Annotated in this window: 16 protein-coding genes; 11 read left to right on the top strand and 5 right to left on the bottom strand. The window is 53.0% G+C overall.

Annotated elements, in window-relative coordinates:
• Positions 1-351: 351 nt before the first annotated feature.
• The 9 genes from ABD843_RS12915 (at position 352) to trpS (ending at position 11,160) form a co-directional block, all read left to right on the top strand.
• On the top strand, positions 352-1,224 hold the full coding sequence (locus ABD843_RS12915) for a DUF2911 domain-containing protein (protein ID WP_345083807.1): 873 nt from the start codon (positions 352-354) through the stop codon (positions 1,222-1,224).
• Between the two features lie 173 nt (positions 1,225-1,397).
• Positions 1,398-2,825, top strand: coding sequence for an L-serine ammonia-lyase (locus ABD843_RS12920; RefSeq protein ID WP_345083809.1), 1,428 nt, complete (start codon positions 1,398-1,400; stop codon positions 2,823-2,825).
• Between the two features lie 64 nt (positions 2,826-2,889).
• Positions 2,890-4,020 (top strand): tRNA guanosine(34) transglycosylase Tgt, encoded by a 1,131-nt coding sequence (gene tgt, locus ABD843_RS12925; protein ID WP_345083811.1) that lies wholly within the window; start codon positions 2,890-2,892, stop codon positions 4,018-4,020.
• Positions 4,021-4,223: 203 nt separating this feature from the next.
• The gene (locus tag ABD843_RS12930; RefSeq protein WP_345083813.1) at positions 4,224-5,471 is read left to right on the top strand and encodes an ABC transporter permease; all 1,248 of its coding nucleotides are present in this window, start codon (positions 4,224-4,226) and stop codon (positions 5,469-5,471) included.
• Positions 5,472-5,862: 391 nt separating this feature from the next.
• Positions 5,863-6,423: a TetR/AcrR family transcriptional regulator gene (locus ABD843_RS12935; RefSeq protein WP_345083815.1), complete on the top strand. Its 561-nt coding sequence runs from the start codon at positions 5,863-5,865 to the stop codon at positions 6,421-6,423.
• Between the two features lie 52 nt (positions 6,424-6,475).
• Complete coding sequence (locus ABD843_RS12940; protein WP_345083816.1) at positions 6,476-7,573, top strand: MBL fold metallo-hydrolase; 1,098 nt, start codon at positions 6,476-6,478, stop codon at positions 7,571-7,573.
• A 157-nt stretch (positions 7,574-7,730) separates the two neighbouring features.
• Positions 7,731-9,152 carry an MBOAT family O-acyltransferase gene (locus ABD843_RS12945; protein ID WP_345083817.1) on the top strand — a complete coding sequence of 474 codons (1,422 nt, stop codon included), beginning with the start codon at positions 7,731-7,733 and terminating at the stop codon, positions 9,150-9,152.
• Between the two features lie 3 nt (positions 9,153-9,155).
• Positions 9,156-10,127 (top strand): hypothetical protein, encoded by a 972-nt coding sequence (locus ABD843_RS12950; RefSeq protein WP_345083819.1) that lies wholly within the window; start codon positions 9,156-9,158, stop codon positions 10,125-10,127.
• 28 nt (positions 10,128-10,155) lie between these two features.
• Positions 10,156-11,160, top strand: coding sequence for a tryptophan--tRNA ligase (gene trpS / locus ABD843_RS12955; RefSeq protein WP_345083821.1), 1,005 nt, complete (start codon positions 10,156-10,158; stop codon positions 11,158-11,160).
• Here the strand turns inward: trpS and ABD843_RS12960 are convergent.
• From ABD843_RS12960 to ABD843_RS12980, 5 genes are all read right to left on the bottom strand, one after another.
• On the bottom strand, positions 11,147-12,844 hold the full coding sequence (locus ABD843_RS12960) for a sodium:solute symporter family protein (RefSeq protein ID WP_345083823.1): 1,698 nt from the start codon (positions 12,842-12,844) through the stop codon (positions 11,147-11,149). The two genes, trpS and ABD843_RS12960, sit on opposite strands and share 14 nt — an antisense overlap.
• A 103-nt stretch (positions 12,845-12,947) precedes the next feature.
• The gene (locus ABD843_RS12965; RefSeq protein WP_345083825.1) at positions 12,948-13,385 is read right to left on the bottom strand and encodes an SRPBCC family protein; all 438 of its coding nucleotides are present in this window, start codon (positions 13,383-13,385) and stop codon (positions 12,948-12,950) included.
• Positions 13,386-13,483: 98 nt separating this feature from the next.
• Positions 13,484-13,843 carry a nuclear transport factor 2 family protein gene (locus ABD843_RS12970; protein WP_345083827.1) on the bottom strand — a complete coding sequence of 120 codons (360 nt, stop codon included), beginning with the start codon at positions 13,841-13,843 and terminating at the stop codon, positions 13,484-13,486.
• A gap of 35 nt (positions 13,844-13,878) precedes the next feature.
• Entirely contained in the window at positions 13,879-14,298 is a 420-nt protein-coding gene (locus ABD843_RS12975) for an SRPBCC family protein (protein ID WP_345083829.1), read from the bottom strand.
• A gap of 41 nt (positions 14,299-14,339) precedes the next feature.
• Entirely contained in the window at positions 14,340-15,227 is an 888-nt protein-coding gene (locus ABD843_RS12980; protein ID WP_345083831.1) for a nucleoside phosphorylase, read from the bottom strand.
• 135 nt (positions 15,228-15,362) lie between these two features.
• Between ABD843_RS12980 and ABD843_RS12985 the strand changes: the two genes are divergently transcribed.
• Positions 15,363-16,307 (top strand): isopenicillin N synthase family dioxygenase, encoded by a 945-nt coding sequence (locus ABD843_RS12985; protein WP_345083833.1) that lies wholly within the window; start codon positions 15,363-15,365, stop codon positions 16,305-16,307.
• Complete coding sequence (gene cdd / locus ABD843_RS12990) at positions 16,304-16,693, top strand: cytidine deaminase (protein ID WP_345083835.1); 390 nt, start codon at positions 16,304-16,306, stop codon at positions 16,691-16,693. Before ABD843_RS12985 ends, cdd begins: the two co-directional genes overlap by 4 nt.
• Positions 16,694-16,734: the final 41 nt, after the last annotated feature.

Here is a 16,734-nt window from a genome sequence, read left to right on the forward strand (position 1 = left end):
AAGTACGGCCGCTATTTTTTGCCAAAAGATCCGGCCCGGTTCTGCCATGCTATCGTTCGGCACACACATGCGCACGACATACATATAACATATCTTTCATTTCGGAATACCGAACTTTTTGCAGACATTTGTTCCACTCAGCGATGGGTCAGTAAGTACAGTCCTTTCCCGACATGCCATGGTATGTCGGGAACTTTTTTTTTGCCATATCCGCGTACCTCCTCTTATCATCCCTTCCGGGATATAGCCATACCATCCTACATGCCTATACCTTCATCGGCTATTTTTATGAAACCTTTGGGGCAAAACTTTGTACTTTAGCTTTCCATTTTTAAACACACTTTTTACATCATGAAACGTCTTTTCTTATCGGCATTCCTGTTCGCCGCCATACTGGCATCGGGCAATGCCCAGGCTCAATTGAAGGTTCCATCGCTCAGTCCTACCGCCAAGATCACGCAAGATTTCTCTGTATCCAATATAGAGATCACCTACAGCCGCCCGTCTATGAGGGGCCGCAAGATAATGGACGATGTGATACCCTATGGTAAAGTATGGCGCACCGGCGCCAACGCCCCCACGAAAGTGAAGCTGGGCGAGGATATGGAGATAGGCGGCATGAGGCTGAAGGCCGGCGAATACTCGGTATATACCATACCCGACAGGGACAAATGGGAAGTGATATTCAGCACGGCCACAGGTAACTGGACGGCCGATGGTTTCCCCCGCGAGTACGATGCCGCGCGCATAAAAGTGAAACCTACACAACTTAATGAAGACGTGCAGACATTCACCGTACAGATAACCGATATCACCTTCAATAGCTGTAAGATAGAGATAATGTGGGAGCGCACTAAAATAGTGCTGCCCGTAGTGGCCGACAACAAAGATGTGGTGGCCGGTAACATAGATAAGGCCATCAACAGCACCAATGTGCCCTATTTCCAGGCGGCCAGCTACTACTACGAGACCAACCAGAAAACAGAGCTGGCCCAGAAATATGTGAACATGGCCATAGACCAGAACCCCAAGGCATTCTATATGTGGTACCTGAAGGCCCGCATAGAGAAGAGGCTGGGCAATAACGAAGAGGCCATGTCTGCAGCCAAAAAATCGATAGAGCTGGCAACAGGCACGCCCAATGAGCTGGAGTACAAGCGCAACAACCAGAAGATAATAGACGACCTGAACAAGCAGAAACGTGCTACACAGCCCGCCGACTAAGGTGATACCATTTTACTACAAAAGCCCCTGCCCTACCCGGCGGGGGTTTTTAGTATACAGCAAGTTAACTTTTGTCCCGGGCAGGATGTGCTTGCTGTCCTCAATATCATTTTCATACTATATTTGCGTAGATGGCATTTTGGTGCCTCTCCCACTAATACAACAGACAGGTTTTGAACAAAGAGAGCATTTCGGTATTCGATATTTTCAAGATAGGAGTAGGCCCCAGCAGTTCGCATACACTAGGCCCATGGCGCGCCGCCCTCCGGTTCATAGACAGCATAAAGGCAAAAGGTATAGACAAGGTACAGCAGGTGCGTGTACTCCTATATGGCTCGCTGGCGAAAACAGGCAAGGGCCACGGTACAGATGTGGCCGTACTACTGGGCCTGTGCGGCGAAGACCCTGTGACCTTTGACGTGAACGAGATAACACCCCGCATACAGCAGATAGGCGCAGAAAAGACGCTGGACCTTGGTGGTATGCACAAAATAGCCTTTGACCCGGCGGTGGATGTAGTGTTCCTGATGACGGAATCGCTGCAATACCATCCTAATGCGCTCACCTTCCTTTGCTCCTTCGGCAATGGCGAGGAGATAGCAGAGACCTACTTCTCTATAGGTGGCGGCTTTGTAGTGAAGGAGGGCGAAGAAGGTGGCGGCAGTGGCGATTTCGTGCACCTGCCCTACCCTATAGAAAAAGCCGATTCGCTGCTGGCCGCGTGCAAAAGAACGGGACTACCCATATCGGGTGTGGTGATGGAGAACGAAAAGACCTGGCGCAACGAGGAAGATACCCGCAAGGGCATACTGCGTATATGGCACACCATGCGCGACTGCATATACCGTGGCAGCCACATAGGTGGTGAACTGCCCGGTGGCCTGAATGTGACCCGCCGCGCAGCCGACCTGAACAAAAAACTGACAAAGGGCAATACCTATAGTAATTATAACGAGTGGCTGCAGGTGATACGCAGCGGCGGCCATTCCTTCCAGTATACGCTGGACTGGGTAAGCTGTTTCGCGCTGGCGGTGAACGAGGAGAACGCCTCCTTCGGCCGCGTGGTCACAGCCCCTACCAACGGTGCGGCAGGCGTGGTACCTGCGGTATTGCAATATTTCATAGCCTTCTGCGATGGCGACAGCGACGACAAGATCGTCAACTTCCTGCTTACGGCATCAGAGATAGGCAGCATTTTCAAGAAGGGTGCCACACTATCGGCCGCTATGGGTGGCTGCCAGGCAGAGATAGGCGTATCATCGTCTATGGCGGCAGCGGCACTGGCCGAGGCCCTTGGCGGCACCGTAGAGCAATGCCTGATGGCCGGTGAGATAGCTATGGAGCACCACCTGGGCCTTACCTGCGACCCTGTAGGCGGCCTGGTGCAGGTACCCTGCATAGAGCGCAACACCATGGGCGCCATAAAGGCCATAACCGCAGCCCAACTGGCCCTGCAGGGCAACCCCGGCAATGCCCGCATAACACTGGACGCCGTGGTGAACACCATGTACGAGACCGCGCTGGACATGAACCACAAATACAAGGAAACAGCCGAGGGCGGCCTGGCCGTACAGGTACCACTGGGCCTGAGCGAATGCTGATGCCGGAGACTTAACGATCGCCGGGCCGCTACCTTGCCCGATATTTGGTAATTTTGCGGCCCTCATGCAGTTCCAGCTACATACCACCGACACCGCCTCTGCCGCAAGGGCGGGCACCATCACTACCGCGCATGGTGTTATAGAGACACCCATCTTCATGCCTGTAGGTACCGTAGGCAGTGTAAAGGGCGTATCGCAGCAGCAATTGAAGGACGAAGTAGACGCACAGATAATACTGGGCAATACCTACCACCTGTACCTGCGCCCCGGCACCGGCATACTGGAACAGGCCGGCGGCCTGCACAAATTCAACGGCTGGGACAGGCCCATACTTACCGATAGCGGTGGCTACCAGGTGTTCTCGCTGGCCGCCAACAGGAAAATAAAGGAAGAGGGCGTAGTATTCCAGTCGCATATAGACGGATCGCGGCACCTGTTCACGCCGGAGAATGTGATGGACACCCAGCGCACCATAGGCGCCGACATCATCATGGCCTTCGATGAATGCCCGCCTTACCCATCAGAGTATGGCTATGCCAAAACATCTATGGAGCTTACCCACCGCTGGCTGGCCCGTTGTGTGCAGCACTTCAACAGCACCGAACCGAAATATGGTTACGAGCAATCGCTTTTCCCCATAGTACAGGGCAGCACTTATAAAGACCTGCGCCGGGCATCGGCAGAATTTGTGGCCGGTATGGAGTGCGACGGCAATGCCATAGGCGGCCTGTCGGTAGGCGAGCCCGAGGAAATGATGTACGAAATGTGTGCCCACTGTTGTGAGTTCCTGCCTGCAGACAAACCCCGCTACCTGATGGGCGTGGGCACACCCTGGAACATACTGGAGAACATAGCCTTGGGCATAGACATGTTCGACTGTGTGATGCCTACCCGCAATGGCCGCAATGGTATGCTCTTTACCACACAGGGCGTTATCAACATCCGCAACAAGAAGTGGGCCGATGACCTCTCGCCCATAGACCAGGGCCTCGACTGCGCCACCAGCCGTTTCTATACCAAAGCATACCTGCGTCACCTGTTCATATCCTCAGAGATACTGGGCCTTACCATAGCCAGTATACACAACCTGGCCTTTTACCTGCACCTGGTGCGCCAGGCCCGCCAGCACATACTGGCCGGCGACTACACCACCTGGAAGAACAGCATGATACCCATACTGAAACAGCGACTTTAAGGGTATTCCCAGGAGTACTTTTCAAAATGATCGGTACACCCGGGCGACAGCGAGGACATTATCGCTCCCTCTCTCTGGGACAGGGCTGGGGAGAGGCCTACCCATACTGAAACAGCGACTTTGACCGTCGACCGCTCACGGTAGCCCGATGTTTCTTACTTTTATGCACCGGCGGCCATTCCCGCCGGTGCGCACCATAGCCCATGCAATTATTCTTCAATGCTGTGCTTGCCTTCAGGGCCATCCGTACCAATAAGCTGCGGTCGTCCCTCACTATAGCCATCATAGGGCTGGGCATCATGGCGCTTGTAGGCATCCTCACCGCCATAGAGGTGATGAAGGCCAGCATCTACTCCAACTTCAGCAGCATGGGGGTGAATACCTTCCAGATAACGAGCGAGATACTGAAAAAGAAGAAGCACAAGGGCGGCGGCGTGAATGTGACCGTGGTGGATGGCAAAAGCATTACCTATGAAGAGGCAAAGATGTTCCGCGAGCGCTACAGGTTCCCATCCGAGGTGGGTGTATCTTTTGGCGCTACCGATATAGCTACCGTACAGTACCGCTCCCAGAAGACCAACCCCAATATACGCGTGGTGGGCGGCGATGAGGCTTATCTTGGCGTATCGGACACAAAGCTGGAGGCCGGGCGAAATTTCTCTGTAGCAGAGGTGCAGATGGGCGGCTATGTATGTATACTGGGCAATGGCGTAGCCAAAAAATTGTTCAAGAACAAGCTAAGGGAGGGCATAAACCAGATAGTGTCTGTAGGCAATATGAAATGCCGCGTGATAGGCATTATGGAGACCAAGGGCGGCAGCATGATAATGAATGCCGACAACAAGGTAGTACTACCCCTGCTGACGGCCCGTTCGCAGTTCGGCGAGTCTGACGACTCCTACCTGCTCAGTATCAAGATAGACAACATCAACCAAAAGGACCTGGCCGCCGAGGAAGCCGAAGGGGTGTTCAGGGTCATTCGCAAGCTGCCCCTGGGTACAGAGAACAATTTTTCCATTACCCAGAACAACGACCTGGTGGAGATAGTGATGGACAGCATAGTGTATATAAGCCTTGCAGCCGTTATCATAGGCATCATCACCCTGCTGGGCTCGGTCATAGGTCTTATGAACATCATGCTGGTATCGGTGGCAGAGCGCACGCGCGAGATAGGTGTGAGCAAGGCGCTGGGCGCGCGTTCATCCACCATCAAGCAGCAGTTCCTTACAGAGTCGGTGCTTATAAGCCTGCTGGGCGGTATCACCGGCATCATACTGGGCATACTGCTGGGCAACTCTGTAGGCGGCATCTTTGGCACCGGCTTCGTGGTGCCATGGCTATGGATGGGCATGGGCGTTACCCTGTGCGCCCTTGTGGGCATCATATCGGGCATATACCCTGCCATAAAAGCCTCTAAGCTGGACCCTATAGTAGCGCTGCGCTACGAGTGATGGCTCCGGCGCAAACGCATTCATCGATACGGAACGGATAATACCTCCCTCTCCCTCGGGTTGCCATGTACCCACATTTTTTGCAGTAATAAGGATACGCCGGAAATGCTCCGTAGGAGCAAAAGGTTTGTAGGAAATGCCAGTTTATGCCGTCCAGACATTTATCTATTGTATGAAAAAACATAAAGTAGCATTGTCAGAGACTATCTCCTCCCCATCGGGGAGGCTGGGAGGGGCTAAACCAAATATAGCAGGTAGATGCTCTAAATGGTATTATCATGTCTTTCGAGAGGGCTACAGAGAGGCCTTTGTTAAAAATATGTGATATACGTTGCAATATTTGGTGCGCATATACAGCTCATGTACTTTTGTGGAGTGATCGGTCGGTCGAATGGATAAACAACAAGAGATATTGAAAGCTGCGCTTGCCCTTTTCGTAGAACATGGCTTCCACGGAACGCCTACATCTATGATAGCCAAACAGGCAGGTGTGGCCAATGGCACCCTCTTTCACTACTACAAGACCAAGGACGAGCTCATAACCGCCCTCTATGTGGCCGTGAAAAAGCAAATGACCGACTGCGCAGCCGCCGACGGCATGGCAGACCTGCCACTAAAGGAGACCTGCAGGCAGTTCTATACCAATGCACTGAACTGGGGACTGGACAATAGTACGGAGTTCCGCTTCCTGCAGCAGTTCATGAACTCGCCCTATGCTACTCTGTTACCAGATGAGCTAAAAGCACAAAGTCATGCGTGGATAGAACTGATAAAGGCCGGTATAAAGGCAAAACAGATAAACCCCCTTCCGGTAGACTATATAACTTCTATACTGTCCAGCCATCTCTTCGGGGTGAACCAATATATAACTAATGCGAACCTGTCGGCACAGGCGCGCAAAAGGATAATAGCCGAGTCGTTCGATATGGTGTGGGGAATGATAGCAGCATAAAAAATTTGAACAACAAATAGAGTGACCGGTCGGTCAACAAAAAAGAAAGAACATGATAATAACTATCGCATCAATAATAGTGGCCTTCATAATAGTGGTATGGGCCTATATGCAGCAGCCACAGTTCGGCAGAAGGCCGGCGGGCGACAGGCTGGCACAGATAACAGGATCGCCTAACTATAAGGACGGTGCATTTCAGAACCAAAGCCATACGCCGTCCTTTACCAATGGCGGCACCTTCCTGAAAGTATCCCGGAAGTTCTTCTTCGAGAAGAGCAAACGCTCTGCCCCCACCACAGCACTGCAGGCCACCAAGGTGGACCTGAAACAGCTAGACCCCAGGGAGGATGTGATAGTATGGTTCGGCCACTCGTCCTACTACATGCAGGTGGGCGGCAAGCGCATGCTGGTAGACCCTGTGCTGAGTGGCAGTGCATCACCGGTCAGTTTTACCACACGCAGCTTTGCCGGTACTGACATATATACCGCAGACGATATGCCGGAGATAGATGTGCTGTTCATAACCCACGACCACTACGACCACCTGGACCACAAGACCGTAGCCGCACTGAACAATAAGGTAAAGGCTGTAGTGACGGGCCTGGGTGTAGGCGCCCACCTGGAACGCTGGGGCTATGACCCACGCAAGATAATCGAGCGCGACTGGCACCAGGAGGTAGACCTGGGCGATGGCTTCAGGGTGTTCACAGCGCCGGCAAGGCACTTTTCGGGCAGGGGCTTTAAAAGGAATGTAACACTGTGGAGCTCCTTTGTACTATATACCCCACAGCATAAGATATACATAGGCGGAGACTCGGGCTACGACACCCACTTTGCCGAGATAGGCAAAATGCACGGCCCCTTCGACCTGGCCATACTGGAGAACGGGCAGTACAATGATTACTGGCAGAACATACATATGATGCCCGAGGAGACGGTACAGGCCGCTATAGACCTGGGAGCCAGGACACTGTTCCCTGTACACTGGTCAAAATTCGCACTCTCGCTCCACGACTGGGATGAATCGATAAAGCGTGTAGTGGCCGAGGCCGACAGGAAGGGCATGCCGCTGATACACCCCTCCATAGGTGAGCCCGTAAACCTGCAGCGCTACGCAGCCACCAAAAAATGGTGGGAGAATTATGTATAGTTGCCGCCGGTGAGGGTGCGGCAGCCATAGCGCCTTATTTTGATATTAGGCCCCCAGACAGTATTTTTGCGCACACCCCGGCATGCTATATGTTTCCATTTTTGCGAATATGGGAACTCATTCTACAGTGGGTCATCATATTAAACGCAGAAAATAGATGCTGTTCAATTCCTCCGAGTTTTTCATTTTTCTGCCCATAGTTTTCTTTCTCTATTGGTTCGTACTGAAGAACTCTTTCAGGCAGCAGAATATAATGCTGCTGGGTGCCAGTTACTTTTTCTACGGTTGGTTCGACTGGAGGTTCCTTGGGCTGCTCATACTTTCTACCGTTATCGATTATTCTTTCGGTTTCTGGGTGGCCAACGGTACCGAGCGGAAGAAAAAGCTCTTCCTCTGGCTCAGTATATTCAATAACCTTATCATACTGGGCTTCTTCAAGTATTACAACTTCTTTGTTACAGAGGCGGCCATCTTCCTGGGCAATTTAGGCTTCCATGCACACCCTTATGTGCTGAACATAGTACTGCCGCTGGGCATATCGTTCTATACCTTCCATGGTATGAGCTATGTGCTGGATATATACCGTGGCAACTTCAAGCCCATAGCCAATTTTGTCGATTATGCGGTCTTCGTATGCTTCTTCCCCCTGCTGGTGGCGGGGCCTATAGAGCGTGCGTCGCACCTGCTGCCGCAGATCACCACCTCGCGCAAATTCAGCTATGCTCAGGGAGTACAAGGCCTGCGGCTGATGCTATGGGGCTTCTTCAAAAAGGTAGTGGTGGCCGACAGCCTTGCCCCTATAGTAGACGATATATATAAGAACTACCATACCTACTCGGGCTCTACCGTGGCGCTGGGCGCCATTTATTTCTCCTTCCAGATATACTGCGATTTCAGCGGCTATACCGATATAGCGCTGGGCACTGCCAAACTCTTCGGCTTCGAACTGCTCACCAACTTCAAGTTCCCCTATTTCTCGCGCAACATAGCCGAGTTCTGGCGGCGGTGGCATATATCGCTTTCCTCCTGGTTCCGCGATTACCTGTATATACCACTGGGCGGCGGGCGTACCACCCGTGCCAAGGCCGTGCGCAATACCTTTATCATCTTCCTGGTTAGCGGTTTCTGGCATGGCGCCAACTGGACCTTCATAGTATGGGGCGGTATACATGCCCTGCTGTTCATACCCCTGCTGCTGGGCAACAAGAACCGGCAATTTACCGGCCCCATAGTAGCCTACGACCGCAGCCTGCCTACACTAAAAGAGCTGGCACAGATGCTGCTCACCTTCACGCTGGCCACGCTGGCATGGGTGTTCTTCCGCTGCCCCGATATGGCCACCAGCTTTGCCATACTGAAGCAGATGACGGTGAATTTCTTCCACGTTCCGGCCCTCAAGTCGTTCATGCTGTTCTATGTGGCACCGCTGGTACTCATAGACTGGTACTTCCGCAGGGATGAGCGTGCACTGGCCTTTCCCCGCAACAGGGCACTGCGGTACATTACCTATGCGGTCATGTTCGTCGTCATCATATACCATTCCAATAACAATGCCAGCTTTATCTACTTCCAATTCTAGGCGATGAAACAGTTCCTGAAAAAAACACTGGCATTTGGTATAGCACTGCTGCTTGTAGCGGCGGTGGTACAGGCTCTAATAACTGTACGCATAAAGAACAAGACCACTACCGGTCACGACCACCTGACGATATACCCCGGCGAAAAGTTCGATATACTGTTCCTGGGCAGCTCCCGCTGCGCCGACCACTTTATTCCCGGTGTCTTCAAACAGGACGTAGGGCTCACATCCCTGAACATGGGATGCATAGGCCATGCCGATATCCCCAGCTTCCTGCTGAAGCTGAACTACTACCTGCTGTACCACCCTGCCCCACGGTATGTGATCATGAACTTCGACCTGGCTACCATAAATGGCCCGCAAGACCCGGCACAGAACAGGAACTATTTGGCAAAACACTATTTCGCACGCTATGCATTCTTTGCTGAGCCGCACAACGAAATGGTATCGCAGTACTTTGGCTTCAACCTGGCAGAAAGATACCTGCCCATGTATGCCATACTGAAGTACAAGATGCTGGGCGACTGCATTACCATGAAGGATGGTAGGAACTGGATGAAAAAGGGCTACCTGGAGCAGGGAGGGGTATGGAATTTCGACCCCGTGAAGCAGAAAGATGCCGTGAGCCGTGGCCATGCCGATACCTTTCGCATAAGGTATGCGCCCATAAAAGACCAGATGCGCTATGTAAAAGACCTGTGCGCAAAGAACGGCAGCAAGCTGATATGCGTGCACACGCCCCTCTTCAGCATGGTGTACGAGGATAAAGGCTTTGAGCTGCCGGGCCAGATGTGCCGCGAGCTGGACATACCCTACATAGATATGCACAGGAATACCATTCCCGATAGCGTGGTATATTTCTCTGATATGCTGCACCTGAACGAGACAGGCGCTACCCGGTTCTGCAAGGCCCTCTGTGCCGATAGCACCTTCCGCGCTGCACTGGGCGGTACGGCACGCACAGTGGCCCCATAACGATAGGTACATTATCTTTGCCCGCATTATGAGCAAGAAAGAGATAGTAGTGAGCGGCATCCGCTCTACAGGATACCTGCACCTGGGCAATTACTTTGGCGCTATACAGAACTATGTGCGGATGCAGGAAGAGCACAACTGCTACTTTTTTGTGGCAGACTATCACTCCCTTACCACCCACCCCAAGCCCGAGGACCTGAAGCAGAACGTGTACCGCGTAGTGGCCGAGAACGTGGCCAGCGGCCTGGACCCCGAAAAAGTGGCCCTGTATGCACAGAGCGACATACCCGAGATACCCGAGCTATACCTGATGCTGAACATGCTGGCCTATATGGGCGAGCTGGAAAAAGTGCCCACCTTCAAAGAGAAGGTGCGCATGCAGCCCGACAATGTGAATGCAGGCCTGCTTACCTACCCCGTGCTGATGGCCGCCGACATACTGATACACAAGGCAGTGAAAGTACCCGTAGGCAAAGACCAGGAGCAGCACCTGGAAATGGCCCGCAACTTCGCTCACCGCTTCAATACACGCTATGGCACCGACCTCTTCCCCGAGCCGCAGGTATATCGTTTCAACAATGATACGGTGAAGATCATGAGCCTGGACGGTAATGGAAAGATGAGCAAGAGCGAGAACGTGAACGCCACCATATACCTGAGCGATGATGATGATACCATACGCAAGAAGATAATGAAGGCAAAGACCGACCAGGGCCCCACAGAGCCCAATATGGAAATGCCCGATTACATCCGCAACCTCTTTGTGCTGATGGATGTATCATCTGCCCCCGAGACCACGGCTACCTTCAAGGCAGCCTACAACAACTGCAACATACGCTATGGCGATATGAAGAAGCAACTGGCCGAGGATATGGCGGCCTTTGTGCGCCCCATACGCGAGCGTGCTGCCGAGCTTCAGAAGGACGAAGCAGCCATAAAGAAGATACTGAAAGAGGGTGCAGAAAAAGCCCGCGCCAGCAGCGCCACTACCATAGCCGAGGCAAGGAAACTGATAGGCATCAATTACTATTGATGCCTGCTGCCGGTGAGCGCCTGCCAATGGTAGCGATACCGCACAGCAGCATCACCAGCAGCGCACCTATCACATTCAGCCACAGGAAGGATACGAGGTCGGCGAGGTAGATAGCTATGATGGCCGCTTCTGTAATGACGGCCGCATAAAAGACCACCTTCCCGCCTACCCTCTTCATATAGAAGGCCACAAGGAAGATACCCAGTATGGTACCATAGAACAGCGAGCCCAGTATGTTCACGGCCTCTATGAGCGAGCCCATGCGTGCCGCGAACATGGCCACCGCTATACAGAACACGCTCCATGCCAGTGTATGCAGCCTGCCCAGCCGCAGCTCGGTACGTTTATCGGGATGGCCGCCGGGCAGGTGTATATCCATGAGCGATGATGCCGCCAGCGAATTGAGCGCGGCCGATATGGAACCCCACGATGCCAGTATGATGACCGCGAACAGCAGGCCCACCAATCCCTTTGGCAGGGAGTTCTTTACAAAGTAGAGGAAGATATAGTTGGTATCGTTCTTATCGGGGGCATAGCCCTTTTCGGCTATATATTTTACTACACTGTCTCGCAGGCCGTTCATCTGCTGCTGTGTGTTTTTGTATGCAGCTATGTCGGCACCCAGTTGTGCTTCATTCCCCGCTTTCCTGTGGTCTGCTATGGCCACGGCCTGCTGCTGGTAGCGCTCGTGTAGCTGTGTGTAGCGGGCATTCTCTCCCCCAGCCTTGGCAGGTTCCTGCCCCTGGTAAGATGCATATGCACCTGTATTGAAGTATACCGGCGCCGGGCGGAAACTATACAGCACGAATACCAGCACACCTATCAGTAGTATGAGGAACTGCATGGGTATTTTCACCAGGCCGTTCAGCAGCAGGCCCAGGCGGCTCTCGCGGGTGCTGCTGGCCGTTATGTAGCGGCCCACCTGGCTATGATCGGTACCGAAGTAGGAAAGCGCCAGGAAGAACCCGCCTATCAGCCCGCTCCATATATTGTACTTATCGTGCCAGTCGAATTTAGTGGTTATCACGTTCAGCTTGCCCGCTCGTCCGGCTATGTACAGTGCATCGTCCAGGCCTATGCTTGCAGGTAATTGTTTTACCACCAGCACACCTGCCAGCGCCATAGAGGCCAGTATCACTAGGAACTGCAGCTTTTGCGTATGCGCTACCGCCTTGGCGCCGCCGGTATAGGTATATACCATCAGCAGGCCGCCCATCACTATATTGGTGAGGTAGATGTCCCATCCCAGCATGGACGATAATATGATGGAGGGCGCATAGATGCTGACCCCCGTGGACAGTCCCCGCGACAGCAGGAACAGCAACGAGGTAAGCAGGCGCGTACGCCGGTCGAAACGCTGCTCCAGGTATTCGTATGCCGTATATACATTGAGCCTGCTGAAGACGGGTATGAAGGTGATGCATATGACCACCATGGCCAGCGGCAGCCCGAAGTAGTTCTGCACAAAGCGCATACCATCGGTATAGGCCAGCCCCGGCGCCGAAAGAAAGGTGATGGCGCTGGCCTGCGTGGCCATTACCCCCAGCAACACCACATACCATGGCATGCGCCTGTCGGCCAACAGGTAAGAATTAGCACCATCCTGCCCGCGGCCTTTGTACATACCATACCCTATCATGGCGGCGAGGGTCAGCAGCAGTACTATCCAGTCGGTAAGGCTCATGTGTGGGCGATAGATATGGCGTAATATACCACAACATAGCCATACGAATATCCCCCGTATGGCTATGTACTTTGTTAAAAAAAATGCCTTGTATGGTCGCGGCCTATCTTTCGGCTATCGCCTTTATATTGGCCATTGCCTTGGGCCACATACCGTCGAACATCTCTACGAAGTCGGAAGGGACATCTATATCTACTACCAGCTCGGTGCCGCCATTGCTGTTACGCAGGGTGTAGTTCTCCAGCGATCCCGCCCATTGCCGTACTTTTTCGCTGGTGGTATCTTCCACCCTACCTCTCACCTCGCCCAGGTGTTCTATGGACATGAATTCGGCAGGCCTGCTCTCTGCTATGCGAGATACCATGCCATCGCCATTCTCGCCGAGGAACAATGTTTTACTTCCCGTTTTCCAGTCGGTAACGGCATAGGATCCGGGCGAGAATGCCGTTGTCCATTCGCGGTAGGTCTTATCGTCCCAGAGTATGTCCCATACTTTTTCGCGGGGTGCATCTATCTGCACTTTGTACTGTTTCTTTTCCATGTGTCATTGAGTTTAATAAGGCAAAGATAGACCACCTCTGCCAAGACAACGATACACGGGTCCGACAATAAACAGGGCGATCGCGACAGCTACTGCCATCAGCCGTGGTACACCCGCGAGGCTACTATGCGGCCACCGGTCACCTCCAGTACTTCGGCCACCAGCATATCTGGCTCACTTTCTACACTGCGCACATACTCCATAAAAACGCGTTCCTCATTGGCAGTGAGGGTAGTATACCTGTAGTGCAGTGTAGGCAGCCTGTCGAACGCATCGCGCCACCATGTGCGCAGGGCGTCCTTACCCTTTACCAGTCCATTGGTCTCGGGGTGGCGTATCTTCAGCTTGGGGCTGTAGTGTACAGCATCATCGTCATAGAGTGCCAGCAGGTATTCTAAGTTATGTTCGTTAAAAGCGGCGAACCATTTTTTTGCTATTTCCTCGTTCGGGTGGGTCATAGGCAAATATACCTATGCGGAAACAATAATATCCATCATCGGCCGCAGGCACATCCTATATTCTCTGCCAGCTTGCAATGCATTCGCCTTAGCAGCCTTATAAAGAAGGGCCATACAAAGAAAGGCCCGCGAAAAGTGATGGTCTCTGTGACTATGGTGCCATGGCCGTTCTGCACCATATCGAACACCAGTCGCAGGTCGGCGCCCCTGCGTATGGGCGAATGCATTACCACCCGCACATTGGGCACAGCCTCTATTATGCTTACAGGGTAAGAGAAAGATATGCCTATGCCCATCACCCGCAACCGCTCATACAGCATATGGTCGTTGCCGCCCAGCGGTTCGCACCTGTATATCACCGGGTGCATATCTACAAAGCGGGGCATATCGCAGAAATAGGGATAGATCTCCTCTACCCTGCCGGGAATATGATGTACGAGAACTGTCTCTGCCATACACTATCAAAGATACCCCGATCTGCGTTAAGCAATTCTTATTACAGGTCGTTATCGGCTATCACCTGCAGCGACTGCCGTATCATGTTATCCACGGCACGGTCGGTATCGGCAGAGAAGGTCTTTGTGGCCCTGTTGGCCACGGCCGTACTGATAGACAGGCACTTGTGCCCCAGCAGTGCGCCCATACCATATATGGCCGATGTCTCCATCTCGAAGTTGGCCACACGATGGCCCTTGTGCCCGAACGATGCCAGTGCATCCAGTATGTGCGGGAATGCAGGTTGCAGGCGCAGCGTACGCCCCTGCGGACCATAAAAGCCGGGGCAGGTGACGGTGATGCCATGTACATAGCCATCGGTAAAATGCGAACGCAACTCCGCAGCGCCCTCGCATATATATGGGTGTATGTTCTTGCCCGTGGTAGCTATATGCTGTGCGAATGCCGCAAGCAGTTCTTGTTGCGCTGCATTCACTTCCATATCGTAGAACAGCATCAGGTTGTCCAGCCCCATAGCGTAGGTAGAAACGATCATGCTATCTACAGGTACATCGGCCTGCAGAGTACCGCATGTGCCCAGGCGAATGATGGACAACGAGGTCTTGTGTTCATTTATGGTCCTCGTGGCAAGGTCTATGTTCATAAGGGCATCTATCTCGTTCAGCACTATATCTATATTGCCCACGCCTATGCCTGTACTGATAACACTGATGCGCCTGTTGGCCACATAGCCCGTATGAGTGATGAACTCACGATGCTGCGCCCTATGCTCTATCTTATCGAAGTATTTGGACACCTCCTTTACCCTGTCAGGGCTGCCTACGGTGATAACGGTGGGCGCCAGGTGCTCCGGTGCTATATCTATGTGGTAAATGGTGCCGCGCTCTGTGATGATGAGTTCCGATGGTTCTATGTGTCTGCCGCTCATGGTAGTAAAGATATTGGGAGGGGAAAATTAGCCGCTATATGCTTCGCAAGCCCACCATCACCGAAACTTAACGATAACACAATATACGCTACCTTCATTAAGAACTACTATTGCTAACAATTCAACAGCAGCATTATGAACATTCCTGTAGTGGACCTGGCCGATATGCACAGCGGCAATGACGAACAGAAACAACATTTTGTACAAAGCCTGGGCAAGGCCTATGAGGAAGTAGGCTTCGTGGCCCTAAAGGGCCATGGCATACCCGACGACCTGATAGCCAAACTGTACACCGAAACACAGGCTTTCTTCTCGCTACCTGCAGACACCAAAACAAAGTACAAGAGACCCGAACTATCGGGCCAGCGTGGCTATACATCTTTTGGCACAGAACACGCCAAAGGCTATGATGCGCCCGACCTGAAGGAGTTCTTCCAGTTCGGGCAGATAGTGGAGCCGGGCGCTCCCAACCCCGAGCAGTACCCCGGCAATGTATCGGTAGCAGAGACGCCGTACTTCACCCCTACCATGCTGGAAGCCTACAGGGCCTTCGAGCGTACGGGCTTGGCCATGCTGCGCGCTATAGCCCTATACCTGGGGCTCGATGAGCACTACTTCGACCGGTATGTGCAGAACGGCAACTCCATACTCAGGGCCATATATTATCCGCCTATCACTACAGAGCCGTTATCGGCCATCCGTGCCGAACAGCATGAGGATATAAATCTCATCACCCTGCTGGTGGGCGCATCGGCCGACGGCCTGCAGATACTCACCCGCCAGAACGAGTGGGTGCCTGTGACATCGCTGCCGGAACAGATAGTGGTGAACGTGGGCGATATGCTGCAACGCCTCACCAACGACCGCCTGCGCTCTACCACTCACCGCGTAGTGAACCCGCCCCGCGAGCAGTGGCATACACCCCGCTACTCCATACCATTCTTCCTGCACCCGGTGAGCGATATGAGCCTGGTCTGCCTGGATAGCTGCATCAGCGATGAGCGCCCCAAGGCCTACGAAGACTATACCGCAGGCCAGTACCTGGATGAAAGGCTGATGGAAATAGGACTGAAGAAATGATGAAGTACCTACCCGAAGCACAGGCCGCAGAGCTGATGCAGCATGCGCAGGCCGCGGCTGCATACTCCTATTCTCCCTACTCGCATTTTGCGGTGGGCGCCGCAGTACTTACCACAGATGGTACTATCTTTAATGGAACGAACGTAGAGAACGCATCGTATGGGGTCACTATCTGCGCAGAGCGCACCGCGCTGGGTCAGGCCATAGCACAGGGCCGCAGAGATATAGTGGCCGTAGCGGTATGGTCTGCCACAGATACCATATCGCCATGCGGCGCATGCAGGCAGTACATCATAGAGTTCGGCAGAGATATAGTTATAGTTTTCAGGCAGGAGGGACAGGTGATACAAAGAACGATAGGCGAGTTGCTGCCATTCGCATTCTAAAGGACCACAATGGGGTGATCGCCGCCCCGGCTACCAAAGAG

Source organism: Nemorincola caseinilytica (genome assembly GCF_039540515.1).
Classification (GTDB): Bacteria; Bacteroidota; Bacteroidia; order Chitinophagales; family Chitinophagaceae; genus Nemorincola; species Nemorincola caseinilytica.